Annotated in this window: 15 protein-coding genes and 1 riboswitch; of the genes, 6 read left to right on the top strand and 9 right to left on the bottom strand. The window is 72.1% G+C overall.

Going from position 1 to position 17,826, the window contains the following annotated elements; genetic code table 11:
- Nucleotides 1-10: 10 nt before the first annotated feature.
- On the bottom strand, nt 11-823 hold the full coding sequence (locus ACIBK1_RS07950) for an ArsR/SmtB family transcription factor (RefSeq protein WP_231513665.1): 813 nt from the start codon (nt 821-823) through the stop codon (nt 11-13).
- A 313-nt stretch (nt 824-1,136) separates the two neighbouring features.
- On the opposite strand from ACIBK1_RS07950, the gene ACIBK1_RS07955 reads away from it, so the two are divergent.
- From ACIBK1_RS07955 to ACIBK1_RS07965, 3 genes are all read left to right on the top strand, one after another.
- Nucleotides 1,137-2,972, top strand: a complete 1,836-nt coding sequence (locus tag ACIBK1_RS07955; protein WP_396733308.1) for a M48 family metalloprotease — start codon at nt 1,137-1,139, stop codon at nt 2,970-2,972.
- 134 nt (nt 2,973-3,106) lie between these two features.
- Complete coding sequence (locus tag ACIBK1_RS07960) at nt 3,107-3,724, top strand: hypothetical protein (RefSeq protein WP_396733311.1); 618 nt, start codon at nt 3,107-3,109, stop codon at nt 3,722-3,724.
- 201 nt (nt 3,725-3,925) lie between these two features.
- Nucleotides 3,926-4,537, top strand: a complete 612-nt coding sequence (locus ACIBK1_RS07965) for a DUF305 domain-containing protein (RefSeq protein ID WP_396733314.1) — start codon at nt 3,926-3,928, stop codon at nt 4,535-4,537.
- 6 nt (nt 4,538-4,543) lie between these two features.
- Here ACIBK1_RS07965 and ACIBK1_RS07970 read toward each other — a convergent pair whose 3' ends face one another.
- The gene (locus tag ACIBK1_RS07970) at nt 4,544-5,317 is read right to left on the bottom strand and encodes a CHAP domain-containing protein (RefSeq protein ID WP_051761075.1); all 774 of its coding nucleotides are present in this window, start codon (nt 5,315-5,317) and stop codon (nt 4,544-4,546) included.
- A 174-nt stretch (nt 5,318-5,491) separates the two neighbouring features.
- A riboswitch (cyclic di-AMP (ydaO/yuaA leader) is annotated at nt 5,492-5,634 on the bottom strand.
- 359 nt (nt 5,635-5,993) lie between these two features.
- On the opposite strand from ACIBK1_RS07970, the gene ACIBK1_RS07975 reads away from it, so the two are divergent.
- Together ACIBK1_RS07975 and ACIBK1_RS07980 are read left to right on the top strand one after the other, a co-directional pair.
- Complete coding sequence (locus ACIBK1_RS07975) at nt 5,994-6,737, top strand: dienelactone hydrolase family protein (protein WP_030505024.1); 744 nt, start codon at nt 5,994-5,996, stop codon at nt 6,735-6,737.
- A gap of 11 nt (nt 6,738-6,748) precedes the next feature.
- Nucleotides 6,749-7,030: a DUF6295 family protein gene (locus tag ACIBK1_RS07980; protein ID WP_030505025.1), complete on the top strand. Its 282-nt coding sequence runs from the start codon at nt 6,749-6,751 to the stop codon at nt 7,028-7,030.
- Nucleotides 7,031-7,133: 103 nt separating this feature from the next.
- On the opposite strand, the gene ACIBK1_RS07985 is transcribed toward ACIBK1_RS07980, so the two are convergent.
- The 6 genes from ACIBK1_RS07985 to ACIBK1_RS08010 form a co-directional block, all read right to left on the bottom strand.
- On the bottom strand, nt 7,134-7,883 hold the full coding sequence (locus ACIBK1_RS07985) for a GNAT family N-acetyltransferase (protein WP_396733318.1): 750 nt from the start codon (nt 7,881-7,883) through the stop codon (nt 7,134-7,136).
- Nucleotides 7,884-8,135: 252 nt separating this feature from the next.
- On the bottom strand, nt 8,136-10,769 hold the full coding sequence (locus ACIBK1_RS07990) for an MXAN_6230/SCO0854 family RING domain-containing protein (protein WP_396733321.1): 2,634 nt from the start codon (nt 10,767-10,769) through the stop codon (nt 8,136-8,138).
- A 350-nt stretch (nt 10,770-11,119) separates the two neighbouring features.
- The gene (locus tag ACIBK1_RS07995; protein ID WP_396733324.1) at nt 11,120-11,590 is read right to left on the bottom strand and encodes an SPW repeat protein; all 471 of its coding nucleotides are present in this window, start codon (nt 11,588-11,590) and stop codon (nt 11,120-11,122) included.
- 125 nt (nt 11,591-11,715) lie between these two features.
- Nucleotides 11,716-13,491 carry a glycoside hydrolase family 15 protein gene (locus tag ACIBK1_RS08000; RefSeq protein WP_396733327.1) on the bottom strand — a complete coding sequence of 592 codons (1,776 nt, stop codon included), beginning with the start codon at nt 13,489-13,491 and terminating at the stop codon, nt 11,716-11,718.
- 57 nt (nt 13,492-13,548) lie between these two features.
- Nucleotides 13,549-14,913 carry a D-arabinono-1,4-lactone oxidase gene (locus tag ACIBK1_RS08005; RefSeq protein ID WP_396733330.1) on the bottom strand — a complete coding sequence of 455 codons (1,365 nt, stop codon included), beginning with the start codon at nt 14,911-14,913 and terminating at the stop codon, nt 13,549-13,551.
- A gap of 78 nt (nt 14,914-14,991) precedes the next feature.
- Complete coding sequence (locus ACIBK1_RS08010; RefSeq protein WP_036404353.1) at nt 14,992-15,705, bottom strand: peroxiredoxin; 714 nt, start codon at nt 15,703-15,705, stop codon at nt 14,992-14,994.
- Between the two features lie 162 nt (nt 15,706-15,867).
- Here ACIBK1_RS08010 and ACIBK1_RS08015 point away from each other — a divergent pair, with 162 nt between their 5' ends.
- On the top strand, nt 15,868-16,503 hold the full coding sequence (locus ACIBK1_RS08015; protein ID WP_396733333.1) for a class I SAM-dependent methyltransferase: 636 nt from the start codon (nt 15,868-15,870) through the stop codon (nt 16,501-16,503).
- A gap of 7 nt (nt 16,504-16,510) precedes the next feature.
- On the opposite strand, the gene ACIBK1_RS08020 is transcribed toward ACIBK1_RS08015, so the two are convergent.
- The gene (locus tag ACIBK1_RS08020; protein ID WP_396733336.1) at nt 16,511-17,770 is read right to left on the bottom strand and encodes an MFS transporter; all 1,260 of its coding nucleotides are present in this window, start codon (nt 17,768-17,770) and stop codon (nt 16,511-16,513) included.
- Nucleotides 17,771-17,826 lie beyond the last annotated feature (56 nt).

Consider the following 17,826-nt stretch of genomic DNA (forward strand, 5'->3'; position numbering starts at 1 on the left):
GGGCCACGCGTCACACGCTCCCGGCCGGGAGGGGCTCGCCCGTCTCCAGCAGGGTCTTGAGCGCGGACAGGACCTGGGGCCAGCCCTCGCCGACCATCTCCCGAACGGTGCTGCCGGGATCGAAGCCGTCGTGGACGACGGTCAGCTTGACCGTCTCCCCCACCTGCTCGATCTCGAACGTCACCCGTGACCTGCGCTCCGCCTTCAGCCTGGCGAGCACGTCCTCCCCCAGGCCGACCGCCTCGGCCCACTCGGGCGTGAAGGAGTGCCAGGTGTAGGAGAGACGGCGGCCGGGGTCGGACTCGACGACCACCTGCTCGGGATCGGCGATCGCCACGGCGCCCTGGTGCCAGGTCATCGGCGCCCCCGCTCGCCAGTCGGTGTCGAAGGACAGGCCCCAGTAGCGCCGGGTGAAGCCGGGGTCGGTGAGTGCCTGCCACAACCGCTCGGGCGTGGTCTTGATGTAGGTGGTGTAGACGAACTCGGGGTTGCCCATCGGCTCCTGCTCCAATGCGTTCTTGAGATCGGCGAGAGCACGGGCCCGCTCGCGGTCGAACCTGCTCATCCAGCGGTCCGCGATGGCGTTGATGGGCACGGCGTTGAGGTAGTGCAGCTTCTCCCGGCCACGCCACACCGTTGCCACGAGGTTCGCCGCCTCCAGCACCGCCAGGTGCTTGCTGACCGACTGCCGCGTCATGTCCAGCTCCGCGCAGAGTTCACGCAGCGTCTGGCCGTTGCGGGCGTTCAGGCTGTCCAGCAACCCGCGGCGGCTGGCGTCGGCCAGCGCCTTGAACACCTCGTCCATCTTCCCCATCCCGAACATGCAGCCATTTGGCTGCATGAACCATAGGCAACCGCACGGCTGCATGTCAACATGTCCCACCGGCCGCCCGCCGGAGGCCCAGGCGACAGGAACGCGCACTCCACCGCCAGAAGGGGGCGAAATACGGCATCAAGCGGGCGTTCTATGTGTATGCCGTGTTTTGGAATTAGTCGGTCATTACTCTCCTCCGCCATTATTGTCGCCACCACTCCGGTTCGACACACCGCGTGACCAACCGTCTATGCGCACGTCATTGGGTAAGACGGCAGAGGTCTTTTACGGTGGGGCTCCCACCGTCCCGTGGAGGCATTTCGTGGAACTCGTCGGCGCGTGGTCCCGGCGCCTCGCCGAGCGTCTCACACCTCATGAGATCGATTTCGCCGCAGAGGTCGGCACCGCGTATGCCGAAGGAGGAGAACGCCGCCGCCGTCTTTTCGATCCCGGAGACGGCGGTGAAACCGGGGGATTCGCGCCCGGCGCGGGAATCGGCGAGCTGCCGGTCATTCTCGACGCGCTGCGTGCCGTCGCCGGTCACCTGCACACGTTTCTCGCGGACGGAATGATCGGGAACACGCTCGCCGTGTACGCCCTCATCCAGGCGCGGCGCGGCACCGAGACGTCCTCGCCCGAGCGAGCCGCCGCCGTCCGCGGCCCATCGTCGCCCGGCCCCTCGTCGCCCGGGCCCTCGTCGCCCAGCCGGACCGACCCCGGCCGGACGGCCCCCGGCCAGGGGCGCCTGCTCGATCAGGCCATCGACCTCCTGACAGAGCGCCTCGTCGCGTACGGCATCAGCAGGGAAAGGGCCGAGCAACAGACCTACCGGCTCCTGGAGACGGTCTTCGAACCGGGCAACACCCTGGAGGAGATCGAGGCGCTGCTCACCGCCCTCCTGGCCACGCCACCCGCGGCGCCTCTTCCGGAACCCCGGCTCGGCGGGCGGTCGCGTTCCTGGATGCTGCCGCCGTGGCTCTGGTTCTACCTGATCGCCTGCCTTGCGGCCGGAGTGCCCGGGCTGATCGGCGACTGGATCCGCCAGGCGACCGACTACTGGGGCCTGATGACGGACAGCCCCGTGGGGGTCGCCCGCACGGCGGGAATCGTGCTCGGTGTCGCGAGCATCACCCAGCTCTTTCCCGTCCTGGTTCTGCTCGGGGCGATGGCGAGCCTGCTGCTGCCGGCGTCTCGCGGACGACGCGTGGAGCGGCGGCACGATCTGAGAGTCAGCGACAACCCGGTCATCGAGGAGATCGCCGCGTTCGTCCGGCGGCAGGACCCTTCCATCGCGATCAGGTTCAGCGAGAGCAGCCGCATGCTGGCGCGCGTCTATCCCGTGGGCTGGAGGAAGGCGCGGATCGCCGTGTTCCTCCCGCTGACCGTCCTGTGGCGGGCCGACCGCGGGGCGGCCGAGGCCGTACTGCTGCACGAGATCGCCCACCGCCGCCAGCGCGACCAGCACGTCGTCGGTCTCGCCAGCCCTTTCACCTGGCTGGTACGCGTCTGGGGCCCGATCTTCGTGCTGGCCGGGCTGCTGCCGATCACCCTGTACGCCACGTCCGGAGGCGCGGCCGGGCGCCTGCTGATCGGGCAGCTTCTCGTCCTCGCCGTCGCCGTCCCGAGGATGCTGCTCATGCCGGTCATGGCGCTGTGGCTGGCCGAGCTCAGCGCGGATCGGCTGGCGGTCCGGGAACGTGGCGCCGACGCGCTCATCCGGGCACTCGACCGCGAACGGGCCCTTCCCCGCGGCCGGCTGAGGCGTGCCGGCGGCCTGCTCACCCACCCGCCGATCGGGCTGCGCAGGAAGGTCGCCGAGGGGCGCTTCCACGGCCTCACCGGGCTCGCCGTGGCCTGGCCCGCGACCCTCGTCGTCCGGCTCGTGCTGATGTCGGCCGTCGCCCTGCCCGCGTTCATGCTCATCGGTGAGGACGCCGGCACCGCGATCGCCCACGTGTTCCAGAGCATCGCCGACGGGCTCGCCTTCGACCGGCTCATCCTCGCCGGGAGCACGGTGCTGCTGGTCGTCTGGCCGTGGATTGTCCGGACGCGCCACGACGACCGGCGAAATGCCCAGTTCATCCCCTATGTGCTGGCGGCCGTCCTTCCGCTGGCGCTCTATTCGGCGAGTTTCCTGGGCAACGTGCCGACCGGCTGATTCCGCACACCGGGCGAACGGACACCGGGAAAACGCACAGCGGACCCGAAACGCGACCTTCGACCGACCGTACGACAGGGAGGGGATTTCTCATGAGAAAACGGAAATTCGGATTAGCGGCCGCGGTGGTTTCCGTGACCGCGGTGCTCGGCACGGCGGCCCCGTCCGGCGCGGCGTCCGGCACGCAATCCGCCCTACGGATCTATCGCGGCACCGCCACGGTGGTGGTCGATGTCTACGACTACTGCGGAGGTCCCCTCTGGGGCGAGCACCGGTTCGTCGGCACCAGCCGATACAAGGCGGCCGCGAGGTTCGTCACCGGTCCACGCAAGTCCGCCGCAGGCCGGGTCGAGCGCAACCCCTTCTACTGGGAGTTCTACGTCGGCGACATCGGCGCCCTCGGTTCCTTCCAGCTCGGCTCCGCCCACGTCGTCACCGCGTCGGCCCGCGATCTCGGCGGCAACGCACGCGACCCGAAACTCCTGCTGGGCTACTGGGTCACCAGCCGATCGGGCACCTCCTGGTCCGGGAAGCTGGTCGACAACCACCGCGCCGAGGGGGCCACGTTCAACCACTTCTACGGAGAGAAGACCACCGTCCCCTGCCGCGATCTCGGCACGTCTCGTTTCCTCTACGCCGTCAACGCCGGGGCGACGGTGTCGGGCCGGGTGAGCTCGGGCAGCGCGGCGTTCACCATCCGCGGCTCGACCTACGGTGACAACTACCGGTTCCGGATCACGTTCAGCGGCTGACGGGAACGTTCCACGCAGCGGGGTACGACAGCCAGAGAACACGAATGCTGTTCGAGGACACGGTGCTGTTCGAGGACTGTGTTCGCCTTCACACGGTTCACGCGGCGACGGCGCACCGGGGGTGGCGCCGTCGTCGGCACCGCAGGCAGGGCGGCGGGAAGGCCGTTGGTCCGCCGCCCGGACGTACGGAGGTGCTGGCCGATGAAGGGACGCGTTCTGCCGGTGGCCCTGCTGACGGCCGATCTGCTGGTCGGCGCGGGCGGCCCGTACGGCTCGGCCGCCACAGCCGCCACGCCTTCCTCACCCGCCGCGCTCACCGCGCCCGGGGCCCCGACGCCGACGGCCGACCACAACGACCGGGACGTCATGTTCGCCCGGATGATGATCCCGCATCATCGTCAGGCGGTGGAGATGGGGAGGCTGGCCGCGGACCGCGCGGCGGACGCCCGGGTCGCGCGGCTCGCCCGGCGGATCGAGGCCGCGCAGGCTCCGGAGATCCGGACGATGAGCGGCTGGCTCACGGCCTGGGGTGAGCGGGTGCCCGGTGAGAGTCCGGCGCCGGCCCACCACGCCATGCCCGGGATGATGTCTCCCGAGGACATGCGGCGTCTCGAAGGGCTGTCCGGACGGGCCTTCGACCGGGCCTTCCTCACGATGATGATCCGCCACCACGAGGGAGCGGTCGCCATGGCGCGCGACGAGCTGCGCGGCGGAACCTACGAGCCGGCCCGGCGGATGGCGGAGTCCATCGTCTCCAGCCAGTCGGCCGAGATCAAGGAGATGAAGAGCATGTTGGACAGCCTGCCGGGTTGATCTGCCTCACCCGCGCTTGCGGTGCCGTCCGCCGGACGTCGCCGCCGCGGCCCTGACCCGGATCCCGGTCACGGCGGTGGAGACCACCGCGAACAGCAGGCCCGCCGGCAGAACGGCGTCGCCCGGCGACCACACGACGTCGAGGGCCTTCCCCTGCGTGGCCGCCATGTTCCTGGTGGCGGGCGCCCCGGCGCTCTGGACGCTCGCGTTCACTGCCGCCGCCGGCTGGATCGTCACCGGCGCCTTCTGCGCCACCTTGACCTTGCGCGGCAGGCCGTACCCGACGATCTTGCTCGTGTCGCGCACCTTGCGCTTCAGCCACACGCCGTCGACATTGCCCTCGATCGTGTGGACCTTGCGACCGACGACCTTCTCGACGATGCCGACGTGGTCGATGTCGCGGATCTTCTTGGACCCCGACCAGGCGAAGAACACCACCGCGCCCGGCTCGGGCCTGTCGCTCCAGGCGTGGTGCTTCTCGAACCACTTGGCGTGCCGCGTGGTCAGCGCGAACTCCCCGACGTGGGCCTGCACCCCGGCCCGGTCGGCCGCCCACGAGACGAACATGTCGCACCAGGGGGCGGCCTTGAAGTCGGGGTCCTTGGCGACGTTGTCGGCGTACCACTCGCCGAACTTCGTGTGTTTCCCGGCTCGCTCGCGGTAGCCCAGTTCGGGGCGTACGGCGTCGAGCAGCTGTCGAGCTATCGGATCGGTGGAAATCGGAGGCTCCTCATGGCGCGCTTCGAGACATGACGAACGGCCCGCGGGGCGTGACGGCATGACGGCATGACCGTCCGGGGACACGCCACGGCGGGGCGGAATCAGAAACGGGAGATGCGACAGCCCGTCACGGGCGCGCCATCACCCCGGAAGCCTGGAGACGTTCCAGGGCGGGCATGCGGTCCGGCGACGCGGCGCGGACCGGGTGGGCAGGTGGAGCCGACACTCCACACGCTCTCCTCTCCTTGGCCGCCTACCGGGTTAGCTGACGGGTTCGGGCCAGGAGTAGCCCTACCGGATGGTCCGGATTCACCCCAGGAAACGTGGGTCCCCGGTTCCCGGGATCGATGACTTCCGGGATTCGGCGGTCGCCGGTCGTCCTCGGGTTGAGGACCGCGCACCGGCGAGACACACGGGAAGTTTAGTAGATAACAAGTAAGACACGACGAAAAACCCGGCAAAGGGCATCATTCCGGCTGCCGCCCTTCCCTGCTTCCGCAGGTCCTCGCGGTCGCCGGCCGCCGGCGGTGAGATGCGCCACACAGCCGCCACACAGCCGCCATACAGCCGCCATACGGCATGAGCACGCGCCCGGCGGACGGGCCGGGACGACCCCGCCCACCGCCATCCGGCCCGGCGGTGGACGGGCGACTTGGTTAGCTCAGCTAACGACTAAGGTGGGCTCCTGCACCGCCATCTCACGGGCAGCGCTGTGGTCAGAGGAAAGGGAATCTCAATGACGGACGCGATGTGGGCCGGCACGGTCGCCGTGACCGGGCACGAAGGCGCCGAACTCGAGGCGTACGCGGCCCGGCCGCTCGACTCCGCTCCCCACGGCGGGGTCGTGGTGATCCACCACATGCCCGGCTACGACGCGGGCACCAAGGAGATCGTCCGCAGGTTCGCCGCGCACGGCTACGCAGCGATCTGCCCGAACCTGTACTCCAGGGAGGGCGCGGGCGTCAGCCCGGACGACCAGGCCGCCGCCGCCCGGGCCAAGGGCGGCGTCCCGGACGAGCAGCTCGTCGGCGACGTCGCCGGCGGCGCGGCCTACCTCAACGGCCTGGAGCACGCCAACGGCAAGATCGGCGTCATCGGCTACTGCTCCGGTGGGCGGCAGACGTTCCTGGCCGCCTGCTCGCTGCAGATCGACGCGGCCGTCGACTGCTACGGGGCCTTCGTGGTCAACTCGCCGCCCGCCGAATTCCCGCTGGCGGCCACGCCGCTGATCTCCCGCGCCGCCGACCTGTCCTGCCCGCTGCTCGGGCTCTTCGGCGCGGACGACCAGTTCCCCTCGCCGGAGGAGGTGGGGGTGCTCTCCACAGAGCTGGACAAGCTCGGCAAGGACCACGAGTTCCACGTCTTCCCCGACGCCGGTCACGGGTTCTTCTCCGTGGACCGGCCGGCCTACCGGCCCGCCGCGGCGGTGGAGGGCTGGAAGAAGGTCTTCGATTTCTTCGGCCGCCACCTCGCCGCCTGAGGAGAACAGCAATGTGCACCTATCTCACCGAGAAGATCCGCGTCGACGGCGCCGCCAAGGGGGCGTCGGGCTGGTTCACGGTCACCGACGGCATGGTCTACATCGACCATCCCTATCACGCGTGCCAGGAGCACACGGTGAACATCGACATCACCAACCCGGCGGAGGGCCCGTCGGCCCGGGTCGCGATCGAGCTCACCGAGGAGGCGGCGCTCGCCCTCGTGGAGGCCATCCACAAGGCCCTGGCCGCGGCGCCGCCCGGGCTCGCGGCGGCCGCCAGCCGATCCGCCTGATCCCGCCCTCCCGCCGATCGGCCTCCGCCTCGTCCTGCCCAGCCCGCCCGCCGGCCGCGCGACGCCCCCGAGAGGGTGAAGCACGGCCGACGGGCGGCCTGCGTCAGGCTTCGAGCGACATGTAGAGGCGGGTGCCGCCCGGCCGGAAGCCCACGCGTTCGTAGACCCGGCGCGATCCCTCACCGCCGTACTCCAGCCACACCGACCGCGCTCCCCTGGCGAGCATCGTCTCGGCGAGCGTGGCGGTGACCGCGCCGGCGATGCCCCGCCCGCGGAACTCGGGACAGGTGCCGACACCGGCGAGCTCCGACGTCTCCACGGCCGGAGCGGAGCACATGGCCGCCCCGGCGCAGCCGCCGCCGGGCGCCCGGACGAACCGGACCGCGCCGCCGCTCTCCTCCGTACGGCGCAGCCGGGCCGCGCCCTCCGGCGACGAGGCGAACTCGCCGCCGAACGCCTTGGACAGCGCGGCGTCGATCGCCGCGTAGTCCTCGTCCGTGGACGGCGTCTCCACCGGGAGAGCGGCCCGCGGCATCGTCAGCGTGGCCGGGACGCAGACGAGGTATTCGTGCACCGCTTCGACGGTGAGCCCGGCCTCGTGAAGAGCGGGCTGCACGTCGGGCGCGGCGCCCGGGGCGAACTCGAGACGGGGCTTGAGCCCGCGCTCGCCGAACGCTGCGATCAGCGCCGCGACGTCCCGCGCGCCCGGCCGGGCGCCGGGCAGGGGTGTCGCGTAATTGACGTACGGACTGGTGGTGCCGGGGTCCACGCCGAGGACGAAGCCCCCGATCTCGACGACGTCGGGACGGCGGCGCAGGTTGGCCACGGCGAAACTCTGGACATCGATGCCCACGGTGATATCGACCTCACGGATGACAAGGTGGAGCGGTTCGCCCGCCGCGGAGCGGAGGGTGAACGCGCAGGCGAGAACCATCCCGGACAGGGATGGAGAAGGTGCGCGAGTCGCACCGTCGCGTGGGGCCGCCGTGAGACGAGGGCAGTGAACCGGTGACGCGGGAGCGTTCCGGTCAGTGCCGGCGGCGGCCGCTGCGGGACGCCGAGAACATAGGCTTCGTTCCTTCTGTGTGCGTGTGCTGAAGCGCGCTCACTGTCCCACGCACGCCCCCGGGTGCACAAACCATTTGTCACCTGCGGGGTCACCGCGCCGCGGGGCGAGCATGCCGACGAGGTCGGCGGCGTCGAGAGAGCGGATCACGGCGGGGTCGAGGTGAGCAGGGTGCAGGGCGTAGACCTGCGCCCCCTCGCTCACCCGCACGTCGTCCCGCAGCACCACGGCGAGACCCGCCTCCGCCGCGCCGGCCTCCGGCCCGCAGGCCGCCGCCCGCCGTGCCCCGAGGCGGGACGCGAAGGCGGCGGCGTCCTCGCCGGGCCGACGCGCGTGCCGGCTCACGGCGCCGTCCCGGTGCCGTACGACGACCTCACGGGCGCGGGCGGCGGCGTGCCAGCAGGCGACCTCCCACAAAGTGACGCGCTCGCCGAAACCATAGGCGTCCTCGGCCGCCGCTCCCAGCCGGGCGAGCCGGCCCTCGTGTTCGTACACGTCGTGGATCCCGCCGAACGCGGACACGTTGAGGTCCACCCAGCGCATGGTGCGCGACCAGAGGTCGGCGACGAACGGGACGAGGATCTTGGCCGGGCCGGTCAGGTCGAAGCGCTGCCGTACGGCCAGCGGGTCGAACAGGCCGCCCGGATCGTCCATGAACCCGGCGAAACCGCGGACCAGGTCGTCGAATGGCACGTCGTTGTAACTGAACACGACGGGCACCACGTACCGGCCGCCGGTCGCGCGCAGCGCGGCCACGTCGAGGTCCACGAACTCCGACGCGCCCTGCGGCTCGGGCGCGGAGGTCAGGTCCCCGGAGTGGACGGCGGCGTTCGCGCCGAGCCGCAGATTCGTGTAGTCGCACAGCCCGACGAACTCCCACCGCGCGTCGAACACCGCCACCGACAGGTCCAGATCGACCCGGTGGCCCGCGGGCTCCGCCCAGTGCAGGAACAGCCGGATGCGCTCGCCGCGCGGCAGCGGCCGCACGCTCCCCCGTGGCAGCCGCATCAGTGAGGCCGAGGCGGACCGCTCGGCCTCCGGCGCGAGCAGGTCACTCAGCTCCTCGTCCAGCAGCGCGGTCTCGACGGGCGGCAGCGCGGCGGCCCGGCTCAGCATCTCGCCGGTCAGCACGGCGGTCAGGGCGGCCACGGTCTCAGGGGCGAGCTCCTCGCGGACGTCGGGCTCGGTCCAGATCCGCGCCGCTCCCCCGCGCGGCAGGAACATGCGGGTCCCGCCCGGTGGCGTGCGCAACTGGCCCAGGGTGGCGATCAGCACGGCCGGGGAGACGTGCGGCGCGGCGGCGCGCAGGGCCTCGGCGAGATCGGCCGCGGGCAGGCGGCGGGCGAGATCGGCGGTGCGCCGCAGCAGTTCGCCCGGCCGCCGTGCCAGCAGGCCGAGGGCCTCGCGGGGATCGGTCCGCAGCGCGGCCTCGAACCGCCCCGCGAACGTGCGGGCGCGCAGTCGTACGCCGTCGAACGACAGCAGGTCCCCGTGGGCCGCCGCGCGCTCCAGCAGGGCGTCCGCCATCGGCGTGCCCGTCCGCAGCGGAGTGCCGCGCAGCACGGCGAACGCCAGGGCCGCGTCCGGGTGACGCCGGTGGAACTCGTGCGGATGCAGCACCTCCGCCATGTGCCGCCACTGCGCGGCGTAGCGGTGCAGGTCCTCGATCAGGTTGGGCAGCGCCTGCCGGTCCAGCGCGGCGAGGAGCGCGCGGCGCACCGGCCGGGACAGGTTCGTGCGGCGCGGGAGGCGGGCGCGCAACCCGGGGTCGCCGCCCATGAGGGCGTGGAGCAGCCGCAGCACGTCGGTCGCCGTGTCGGCGTGCCGCGTGAGCAGGGCCAGGTCGCCGTGCCGTACGGCCGTGGCCAGGACGACGGCGCGGGTCTCGCGGGCCGGGATCCGCTCGGGCAGCCAGCCGGCCGACTCGGGCCAGAAGCGATCGACGATCTCGGCGACGATCTCCCTGTCCTCGGCGCGCGGCGCCGCCTGCCGGGACAGCAGCGGACCCAGCAGGTCGCGGGCCCGGGCGGCGGGGTCGGCGCACAGCCCGAGCAGGGTCAGCGTCTCCGGCACCCGGCCGTGCCACCCGACGGCCGGGGCGTAGACGTCGTCGGCCGGGCGCAGGAAGGGATCGCCGGGGTCGATCCGGCGATGGCAGATCGGGCAGGCGCTGTAGTCCGCGCCGTCCCAGCACGCGCGGCAGACGAGGTGCGCGCACGGGGACACCGGATGGACGGCGGCGGCCTCCCCGCACAGCACGCACGGCTGCTCCGGCCGCTGGAGCAGCACGGAGAACACCCTGCGGACGTACACCTCCACCGTGTCGGCGGGGACCGACTCCGGGAAGCGGCGGAACAGCGGCGTGTGCACGACAAGCCCGCCCAGCTGGGCCGACAGGGCGGAGACGAGCGCGCGGCCCGCCTGCCCGAGATCCCCCGCGTCCAGCTCGGCCAGCCGGGCGCGCAGCGGCGCGCTCAGCACGTGCCCCAGCTGGAGCAGGTCGGCCTCCAGCGCGACCACCCCGTCGGCCACGGCGGCGAGAGGCCGGCTCCGGCGGGAGGAACGGCCCCGGCCCGCACGGCCCGGGACGGGGGCGTCCCGCTCGGCGGCGGGAACGAGGAGGTCGGGGGTGACCAGCCGCTGCCGCAGCAGCAGCTCCGCCAGCCGGTCCACGGGCATCCTCCCTGGGTGAAGAGCGATCGGACAGGCACCGGGAAAGCGAGAAGGGGCGGAGAACGGACGCACTAAAGCGATTTACAGATCGAGAAGGAAGCACGTCCAGGAGCCGCCCCTTGGCCTGCCACCCTAGCCCGCCGCCCGATCTTGTGTCGTCCCGGTTTCCGCGCCACCAAGCGATCTTCGCGTTAGGACGCGCACGTACATGCAGGACGGCAGGCGTACCGGGCCTGACCCGGTCTGCCTGCCGTGCGTGCGTTTTGTCTCACTCCGGATGACGGCGGGGGTAGTGCGGGTCCTGCCGCACGCCTGCGCCGCCCGCCGCGCGCCCTGTGAGGGCGCGGCGGCTACCACTCGCCGCCCGGTGTGCCGACCCCCCCTCGCGTGCCTCCGTGCTCGTGCTGCCGGTAGTTGGCGGCGAACGCCAGCGCGCCGAGGCCGAACACGAAGATGATCGCCCCGGTGACCACGTTGTCCCAGATCGTCGCCGTTGTCGCCGGCTGGCCGCGGATCACCCACGGAGCGATGATCGTCCAGACGCCGAGCACCGGCACCACCCAGCTCATGCCGTACGTGCGGCCGAAGGCGGACGCGCAGCTCATCGCGAGCGCGGCGACCGTCAGCCCGACGATCAGGTTGTTGATCGCCAGACCGCCGAGACCGCTGAAGCCCACGATCCACGGCGAGATGGCGAGATAGACCCCGGCGAGGAACGTCACTCCGTCCATGACCTGCGCGGGAGCGGTCGATCCCGCGCGGTCGTACGTCTGGCGCAGCTCCGTCACGTCAGGGCGGCGTGCCAGACCTGGTCGCACCATGTCGCGTCACCTCTTCTCCCAGACGGGCCGGGCCGAGGACCCGGACCCCTCGCTTGCATCATGTAACGCCGCAGGTGGTGAAGGGGAGGTCGCGAGATGCGCAGGAAACAGATGGACGATATCTGTCAGTCAGATGTCCCCGGCGCGGCCAGTGCCTGGGCGGCGTTCACGATGGAGACGTGGCTGTACGCCTGGGGGAAGTTTCCGGTCTGACGTCCCGTGCGGACGTCGTATTCCTCCGACAGCAGGCCGACGTCGTTGCGCAGGGACAGCAGGCGCTCGAACAGGCGCCGCGACCGTTCACGGCGGCCGATCAGAGCGAGCGCGTGGGCGAGCCAGAAGGAGCAGGCGATGAAGACGCCCTCCCCGCCCGGCAGTTCGTCCACGTCGTCGGCCTCGGGCCGGTAGCGCAGGACGAGTCCGTCCTCCGTCAGCTCGCGGCACACGGCGTCGACGGTGCCCGCCACACGAGGGTCGTCCAGGGGCAGGAAGCCGAGCCGGGGAATGAGCAGCAGCGCGGCGTCGAGCCCCTTCGACCCGTAGAACTGGGTGAAGGTGTTCCGGTAGGCGTCGTAGCCGTGCGCGCACACGTCCCGGTGGATCTCCTCGCGCAGGGCGCGCCACCGGCGGGCGGGACCGTCGAGGCCCTGGTCCTCGACCGAGCGGACCATGCGATCCGCCGCCACCCAGGCGAAGACCTTGGAGTGGACGAAGTCGCGGCGCGGGCCGCGCACCTCCCACAGCCCGTTGTCGGGCTCCCGCCACGCCCCCTCCAGATACTCCATGAGCGCGCGCTGCAGGTCCCACGCCTCCTCGTCCGGCCGCAGGCCCGCCTCTCTGGCCTGGTAGAGGCAGTCGATCACCTCTCCGTACACGTCGAGCTGGAACTGCCCCGAGGCGGCGTTGCCGATCCGCACCGGCCGCGACCCCTCGTATCCCGGCAACCAGTCGACGGTCCACTCGGGCATGTGCCTGCTGCCGTCGACCGTGTACATGATCTGCAGGTCGGCGGGGTCCCCGGCGACCGCCCGCAGCAGCCAGTCGCGCCAGGCCGTCGCCTCGGCCGCGTATCCCGCGCGTATCAGCGCCCGGAGGGTGAACGACGCGTCCCGCAGCCAGCTGTAGCGGTAGTCCCAGTTGCGCGGGCCGCCGACCTGCTCGGGCAGCGAGGTCGTGGGCGCCGCGACGATGCCGCCCGTGGGGGCGTACGTGAGGGCCTTGAGCGCGAGGAGGCTGCTGCCGACCGCCTCGCCGTACTCCCCCTGGTAGCGGCACCGGCCGAGCCACTGCCTCCACAGCCGGTCGGTGGCGGCCAGCTCCTCGCCCGCGTCCAGCCGCCGCGGCCTGCCCTGCCACGACTGCTGCCACGTGAGCACGAACGGCACCCGGTCGCCCGCGGAGACGGCGAACGAGGCGGTCGTCGCGCGGAGGCGGGAGTCGTGGGCGAGCTCGACGGGCGACTGGAGCCAGGCGGCGTTGGGGCCGGCGACGACGGCCATCTCCCCCTCGCGGTGCCGCACCCAGGGGATCACGGCGCCGTATTCGAAGCGCAGCAGCAGTTCCGTGCGCATCTCCACCCGGCCCCGCACGCCCTCCACGATCCGCACGAGGTCGGGCGCCTCCCCGCGCGGCGGCATGAAGTCGAGGACCCGCACACACCCGCCGGACCTGTCCCAGGTCGTCTCCAGGACCAGCGTGCCGTCGCGGTAGCGGCGTCCGGTGCACGTCCCCTCGCCCGCCGGAGCCAGCAGCCAGCGGCCCGCCGAGCGGCCGCCCAGGAGCGCCGCGAAACAGGCTCCGGAGTCGAAGCGCGGCAGGCACAGCCAGTCCACGGAGCCGTCGCGGCCGACCAGGGCGGCCGTGTGCATGTCACCGATGAGCGCGTAGTCCTCGATGCGCATCGTCTTCCCCCGTGATCCCCGGGGACTTACCCGGTCATCGGGGGTCGAACCAGGCGATCAGCCGAGGCCGAGGACGTACCTCTCGACGAACTCGTTGGCGAAGACACCGCGCGGGTCGTAGTGCCGCGCCAGCGCCGCGAACTCGTCCAGGCGCTCGTAGCGGGTGCGCAGGACGTCGGCGGGAAGGGTGAAGAGCTTCCCCCAGTGGGGCCGCGCGCCGAACGGCGCCAGGCACTCCTCGATCGCGGTGAGCACGGGCGTCACGGCGGCGGTGTCCTTGATCCAGGTGAAGTGGAAGGCGACGGTGTCGCGGCCCTGGCTCGGGCTCAGCCACAGGTCGTCCGCCGCGATCGTGCGGATCTCGGAGATCTGCAGGACCGGGGCGATGCGGTCGCGGATCGCGTCGAGGGCGCGGAACGCCGCGGCGGCGTGCCGCCTGGGCACCATGTACTCCGACTGGAGCTCCTCACCGCTGCTGGGGGTGAAGTCGGGCCGGAAGTGCGGCAGGCGCTCGAACCAGGGGCCGGAAACGCCCATCTGGGCCGTGCAGTGCACCGCCGACACGCCGGGCACGGGGTGCCTCGGGCCGTCGGCGGGCGTCGCGCCGAAGAAGCCGTCGCCCGGCTCGCCGCCGTAGAGCCCCCCGGCGGCCGTGGCCCCCTCCAGGCCGCCCGCGGCCGCGTCTCCCGCGAGCCCGCTCACCGCCGCCGCCTCCGCGGGGTCCGGGCCGGCCGCGCCGACGCGCTCCTTCACCCAGGCCTGGTTGATCCGGGAGGTCCGCCAGTCGGTGAACAGGCTGACGCTGTACGCGGCGGACATGACGGCGTCGAACTGGTCGTCCAGCACCTCGGCCGGCAGGCCCTCGAACACGCGCTGGCGGACGTCGAACGACGGGACGACGTCGAGCGTCATGGCGACGACGGCGCCGAGGGCGCCCAGCGCGACGACGGCCCCGGCGAACCGGTCGCCGTCCGCGTCGCGGCTCAGCGTGACGAGGTCGCCGTCCGCGGTCACCATCTCGATCGCGCGCACGGACGTGGCGAGACCGCCGTTGGCGTCACCCGAGCCGTGGGTGCCGGTCGCGCAGGAGCCCGCGACCGAGATGTGCGGCAGCGACGCGAGGTTGGGCAGGGCGTAGCCCTTGTCGTGCAGACGGCGGCCGAGCTCGCCGTACCGGACGTTGGCGGCGACCCGCACCGTGGACGACCCGCCGTCGATCTCGATCTCCGCCGGCAGCCCGTCGAGCGAGATCAGCGCGCCCGGGGAGTCGGCGATGTGGTTGAAGGAGTGTCCGCTGCCCAGCACGCGGGCCTTCTCGCTGCGCGCCACCAGGGCGCGCACCTCCTCCACCGAGGAGGGCCGCTCGACCTCCGCGGCCCGGAAGGTGATGTTGCCCGCCCAGTTTGTCACCAAATGAGTCACACAGGAGTTCTACCGGAACATCGCGCTCAGGTGCTCATCTGCCTGCGGTTCACCTTCCCTGCCGCGGGACGCCGGCGGTCAGGCGCCGCGGCCGGGGAGGCTGGCGAGATACCAGTCGACGAGCTTGAGCCGCTCGTCGGCCAGCCTGGCCTCCACCTCGGCCTCGGTCTTCGGCGCGCCCAGCAGCACGTCGTCGCCGGGGCGCCAGTTGGCCGGGCAGGAGACGCCGTCGCGGTCGGCCGTCTGCAGCGCCTCCACGAGCCTGAGGATCTCCGGGACCATCCGCCCCGCGTTCATCGGGTAGTAGAGGATCGCGCGGACGACCGACTCCGGGTCGATCACGAACACCGCGCGGACCGCCGCCGTCGCCGACGCGTTCGGGTGGAGCATGCCGTACGCCCGGGACACCCGCGTGTCGAGGTCGGCGACGATCGGGAAGGGGATCTTCACGCCGAGCCTGTCCTCGATCGCCCGCGTCCAGGCGAGGTGGCTGTGCACCGAGTCGACGGAGTTGCCGAGCAGGGCGACGCCCCGGGCGGCGAACGCCTCCGCCAGGTCGGCGAACGCGACGAACTCGGTGGTGCACACCGGGGTGAAGTCGGCCGGATGGCTGAACAGCACCAGCCACCGCCCCGCGTAGTCGGCGAGCCGCACCGGTCCGTGGGTGCTCTCGGCCTCGAAGTCCGGCGCCCTGTCGCCGATGAGCGGCAGCCGGGTGGGCTGCGCTTCGGACGTCGCCGCGGGTGTCGCCGCGGGCGCCGCAGAGGTCACGGCAGAGGTCGCAGAGGTCATGGTCGCTTCCTTTCCGCGTCATGCCGCCGGGAGCGTTCCCTTGGGCCCGTACCCGCGAAGACCGGCGGCGACCACGGCCGTTTCGCCCCGATTCGGTAATGCCGCAGGTCATGAGGGCCCCTGCCGGGCGGGGAATGAACAGGGAACGAACAGGGGGACGCCATGCCGACGACCGGGGTCAGCCATCCGCTCTTCGCCCGCTTCTACACGTGGTTCAGCCAGGTGCTCGACCGGCAGGGCATGCTCGGGCAGCGCGAGGCGCTGGTGTCGGGGCTGTCGGGCCGGGTGATCGAGGTCGGCGCGGGCAACGGGCTGAACTTCGCCCACTATCCGCCGTCCGTCGTCGGTGTGCTGGCCGTCGAGCCCGAGCCGCGGCTGCGGGCGATCGCCCGTCACGCGGCCCGTGAAGCGCGGGCGCCGATCGAGGTCGTCGGCGGCCTGGCCGACCGGCTCCCGGCCGCCGACGGCGAGTTCGACGCGGCGGTGGTGTCGTTCGTGCTGTGCTCGCTGCCCGATCCCGTCGCCGGGCTGCGGGAGATCCGCCGCGTGCTGGCCCCCGGCGGGCGGCTGCGCTTCCTCGAACACGTCCGCGCCGGGTCCTCGGGCTGGGCCAGGGCCCAGGACCTGCTGGACGCGACCGTCTGGCCTTGCCTGACCGGCGGCTGCCACACGGGCCGCGACAGCGTGACGGCCGTCCAGGCGGCGGGCTTCACCGTCGAGTCGCTGGAGCGCTTCGTCTTCCCCGCCCGCGTCCGCAGCCCCATCTCCTTCTGCGTACGCGGCGAGGCCCGGCCCTGACCCGGCCTCAGCGGGCGTCGGGGCGGCTCGCCATGGCGTCGTAGCGGCGGAAGGCGGACACGCCGAATCCGGTCACCAGGACCAGCAGGGCGCACACCAGGCCGCCGCCCGCCCACGAGGGCACGAGCCCGAAGGCGTCCGCGGTGGCGCCCGCCCGCAGGTCGCCCAGCCGGGGACCGCCCGCGACGACGACCATGAACACCCCCTGCAGACGCCCGCGCATCTCGTCGGGCGCGTAGGTCTGCAGGATCGTCTGCCGCCAGACGGCGGAGGCGAGGTCGGTCGCTCCGCCGATCGCCAGCAGCGCCACGACCAGCCACAACGGCTGCGCCAGCGCCGCGGCGGCCACGGTCACGCCCCACAGGGCGATCACGAGCGTGAGCGCCACCCCCTGGCGGCGTACGCGGCCGACCCAGCCGGAGAAGACGCCGGCGACGACCGCGCCGATGGCGATGCTCGCCGACAGCCAGCCGAACGCCACCGTCGACCCGCCGAAACGTTCGGCCGCCATCTCCGGAAACAGCGCCCTCGGCATCGCGAACGCCATCGCGATGATGTCCACCACGAACGACATGAGCACGACGGGTTTGCTCACCACATAGCTGAGCCCGTCGACCACCGAGCGCAGGCCGGGCCGGGAGATCTCGCCGACGGGCGCCAGCGTCGGCAGCCGTACGGCCGCGTAGAAACCGGCGCCGAACAGGACCGCGTCGATGAGGTACGCGGTGGCGTAGCCGCCCTTGGCGAGCACCACCCCGGCCAGCAGCGGCCCGACCACCGTGCCGATGCTGCTGACGAGGAAGTTGAGGGTGTTGGCCGCGGGGACCCGCTCGGTGGGCACGATGCGGGGAATGATCGCCCCGCGCGTGGCCGAGGTGACGGCGAAGCCGATCGACTGCAGGGCGATGACGGCGAGGATGAGATAGACGTTGCCCAGTCCCGACCAGGCGTGCAGCAGCAGGGCGACGGTGGACAGCCAGGCCACCACCGAGCCGGCCAGCAGGAGCCTGCGACGGTCCATCGCGTCGGCGACCGCGCCGCCCCACAGGCCGAAGACGACCAGCGGGACGAGGCTCACCGGCCCGAGCATGCCCACCCACAGGGACGAGCCCGTGATGTTGTACACCTGCCCGCTCACGGCCACCGAGGTGAGCTGGAAGCCGATGAAGGAGACGCCCTGCCCCACCAGCAGCCGCCGGTACGCGGGAATGCTCAGGGGCCTGGTGTCGAGGGCGACACGCTTCAGAACTGCCTGTACCCCCGCCACCCGCTACCTCGCCGATCTGGACATATGCAACATTTGGGGTACTTTACCCTGATCGC

This window comes from Microbispora rosea (assembly GCF_044460045.1).
Taxonomy (GTDB): Bacteria; Actinomycetota; Actinomycetes; order Streptosporangiales; family Streptosporangiaceae; genus Microbispora; species Microbispora rosea.

Coding starts and splice junctions, on each gene's coding strand:
- ACIBK1_RS07965 (WP_396733314.1), top strand. CDS start 3,926: ATGAAGGGACGCGTTCTGCCGGTGGCCCTGCTGACGGCCGATCTGCTG.
- ACIBK1_RS07995 (WP_396733324.1), bottom strand. CDS start 11,590: ATGGTGCGACCAGGTCTGGCACGCCGCCCTGACGTGACGGAGCTGCGC.
- ACIBK1_RS08010 (WP_036404353.1), bottom strand. CDS start 15,705: ATGACCTCTGCGACCTCTGCCGTGACCTCTGCGGCGCCCGCGGCGACA.
- ACIBK1_RS08015 (WP_396733333.1), top strand. CDS start 15,868: ATGCCGACGACCGGGGTCAGCCATCCGCTCTTCGCCCGCTTCTACACG.
- ACIBK1_RS07980 (WP_030505025.1), top strand. CDS start 6,749: ATGTGCACCTATCTCACCGAGAAGATCCGCGTCGACGGCGCCGCCAAG.
- ACIBK1_RS08000 (WP_396733327.1), bottom strand. CDS start 13,491: ATGCGCATCGAGGACTACGCGCTCATCGGTGACATGCACACGGCCGCC.
- ACIBK1_RS07950 (WP_231513665.1), bottom strand. CDS start 823: ATGTTCGGGATGGGGAAGATGGACGAGGTGTTCAAGGCGCTGGCCGAC.
- ACIBK1_RS07970 (WP_051761075.1), bottom strand. CDS start 5,317: ATGCCGTCACGCCCCGCGGGCCGTTCGTCATGTCTCGAAGCGCGCCAT.
- ACIBK1_RS07975 (WP_030505024.1), top strand. CDS start 5,994: ATGACGGACGCGATGTGGGCCGGCACGGTCGCCGTGACCGGGCACGAA.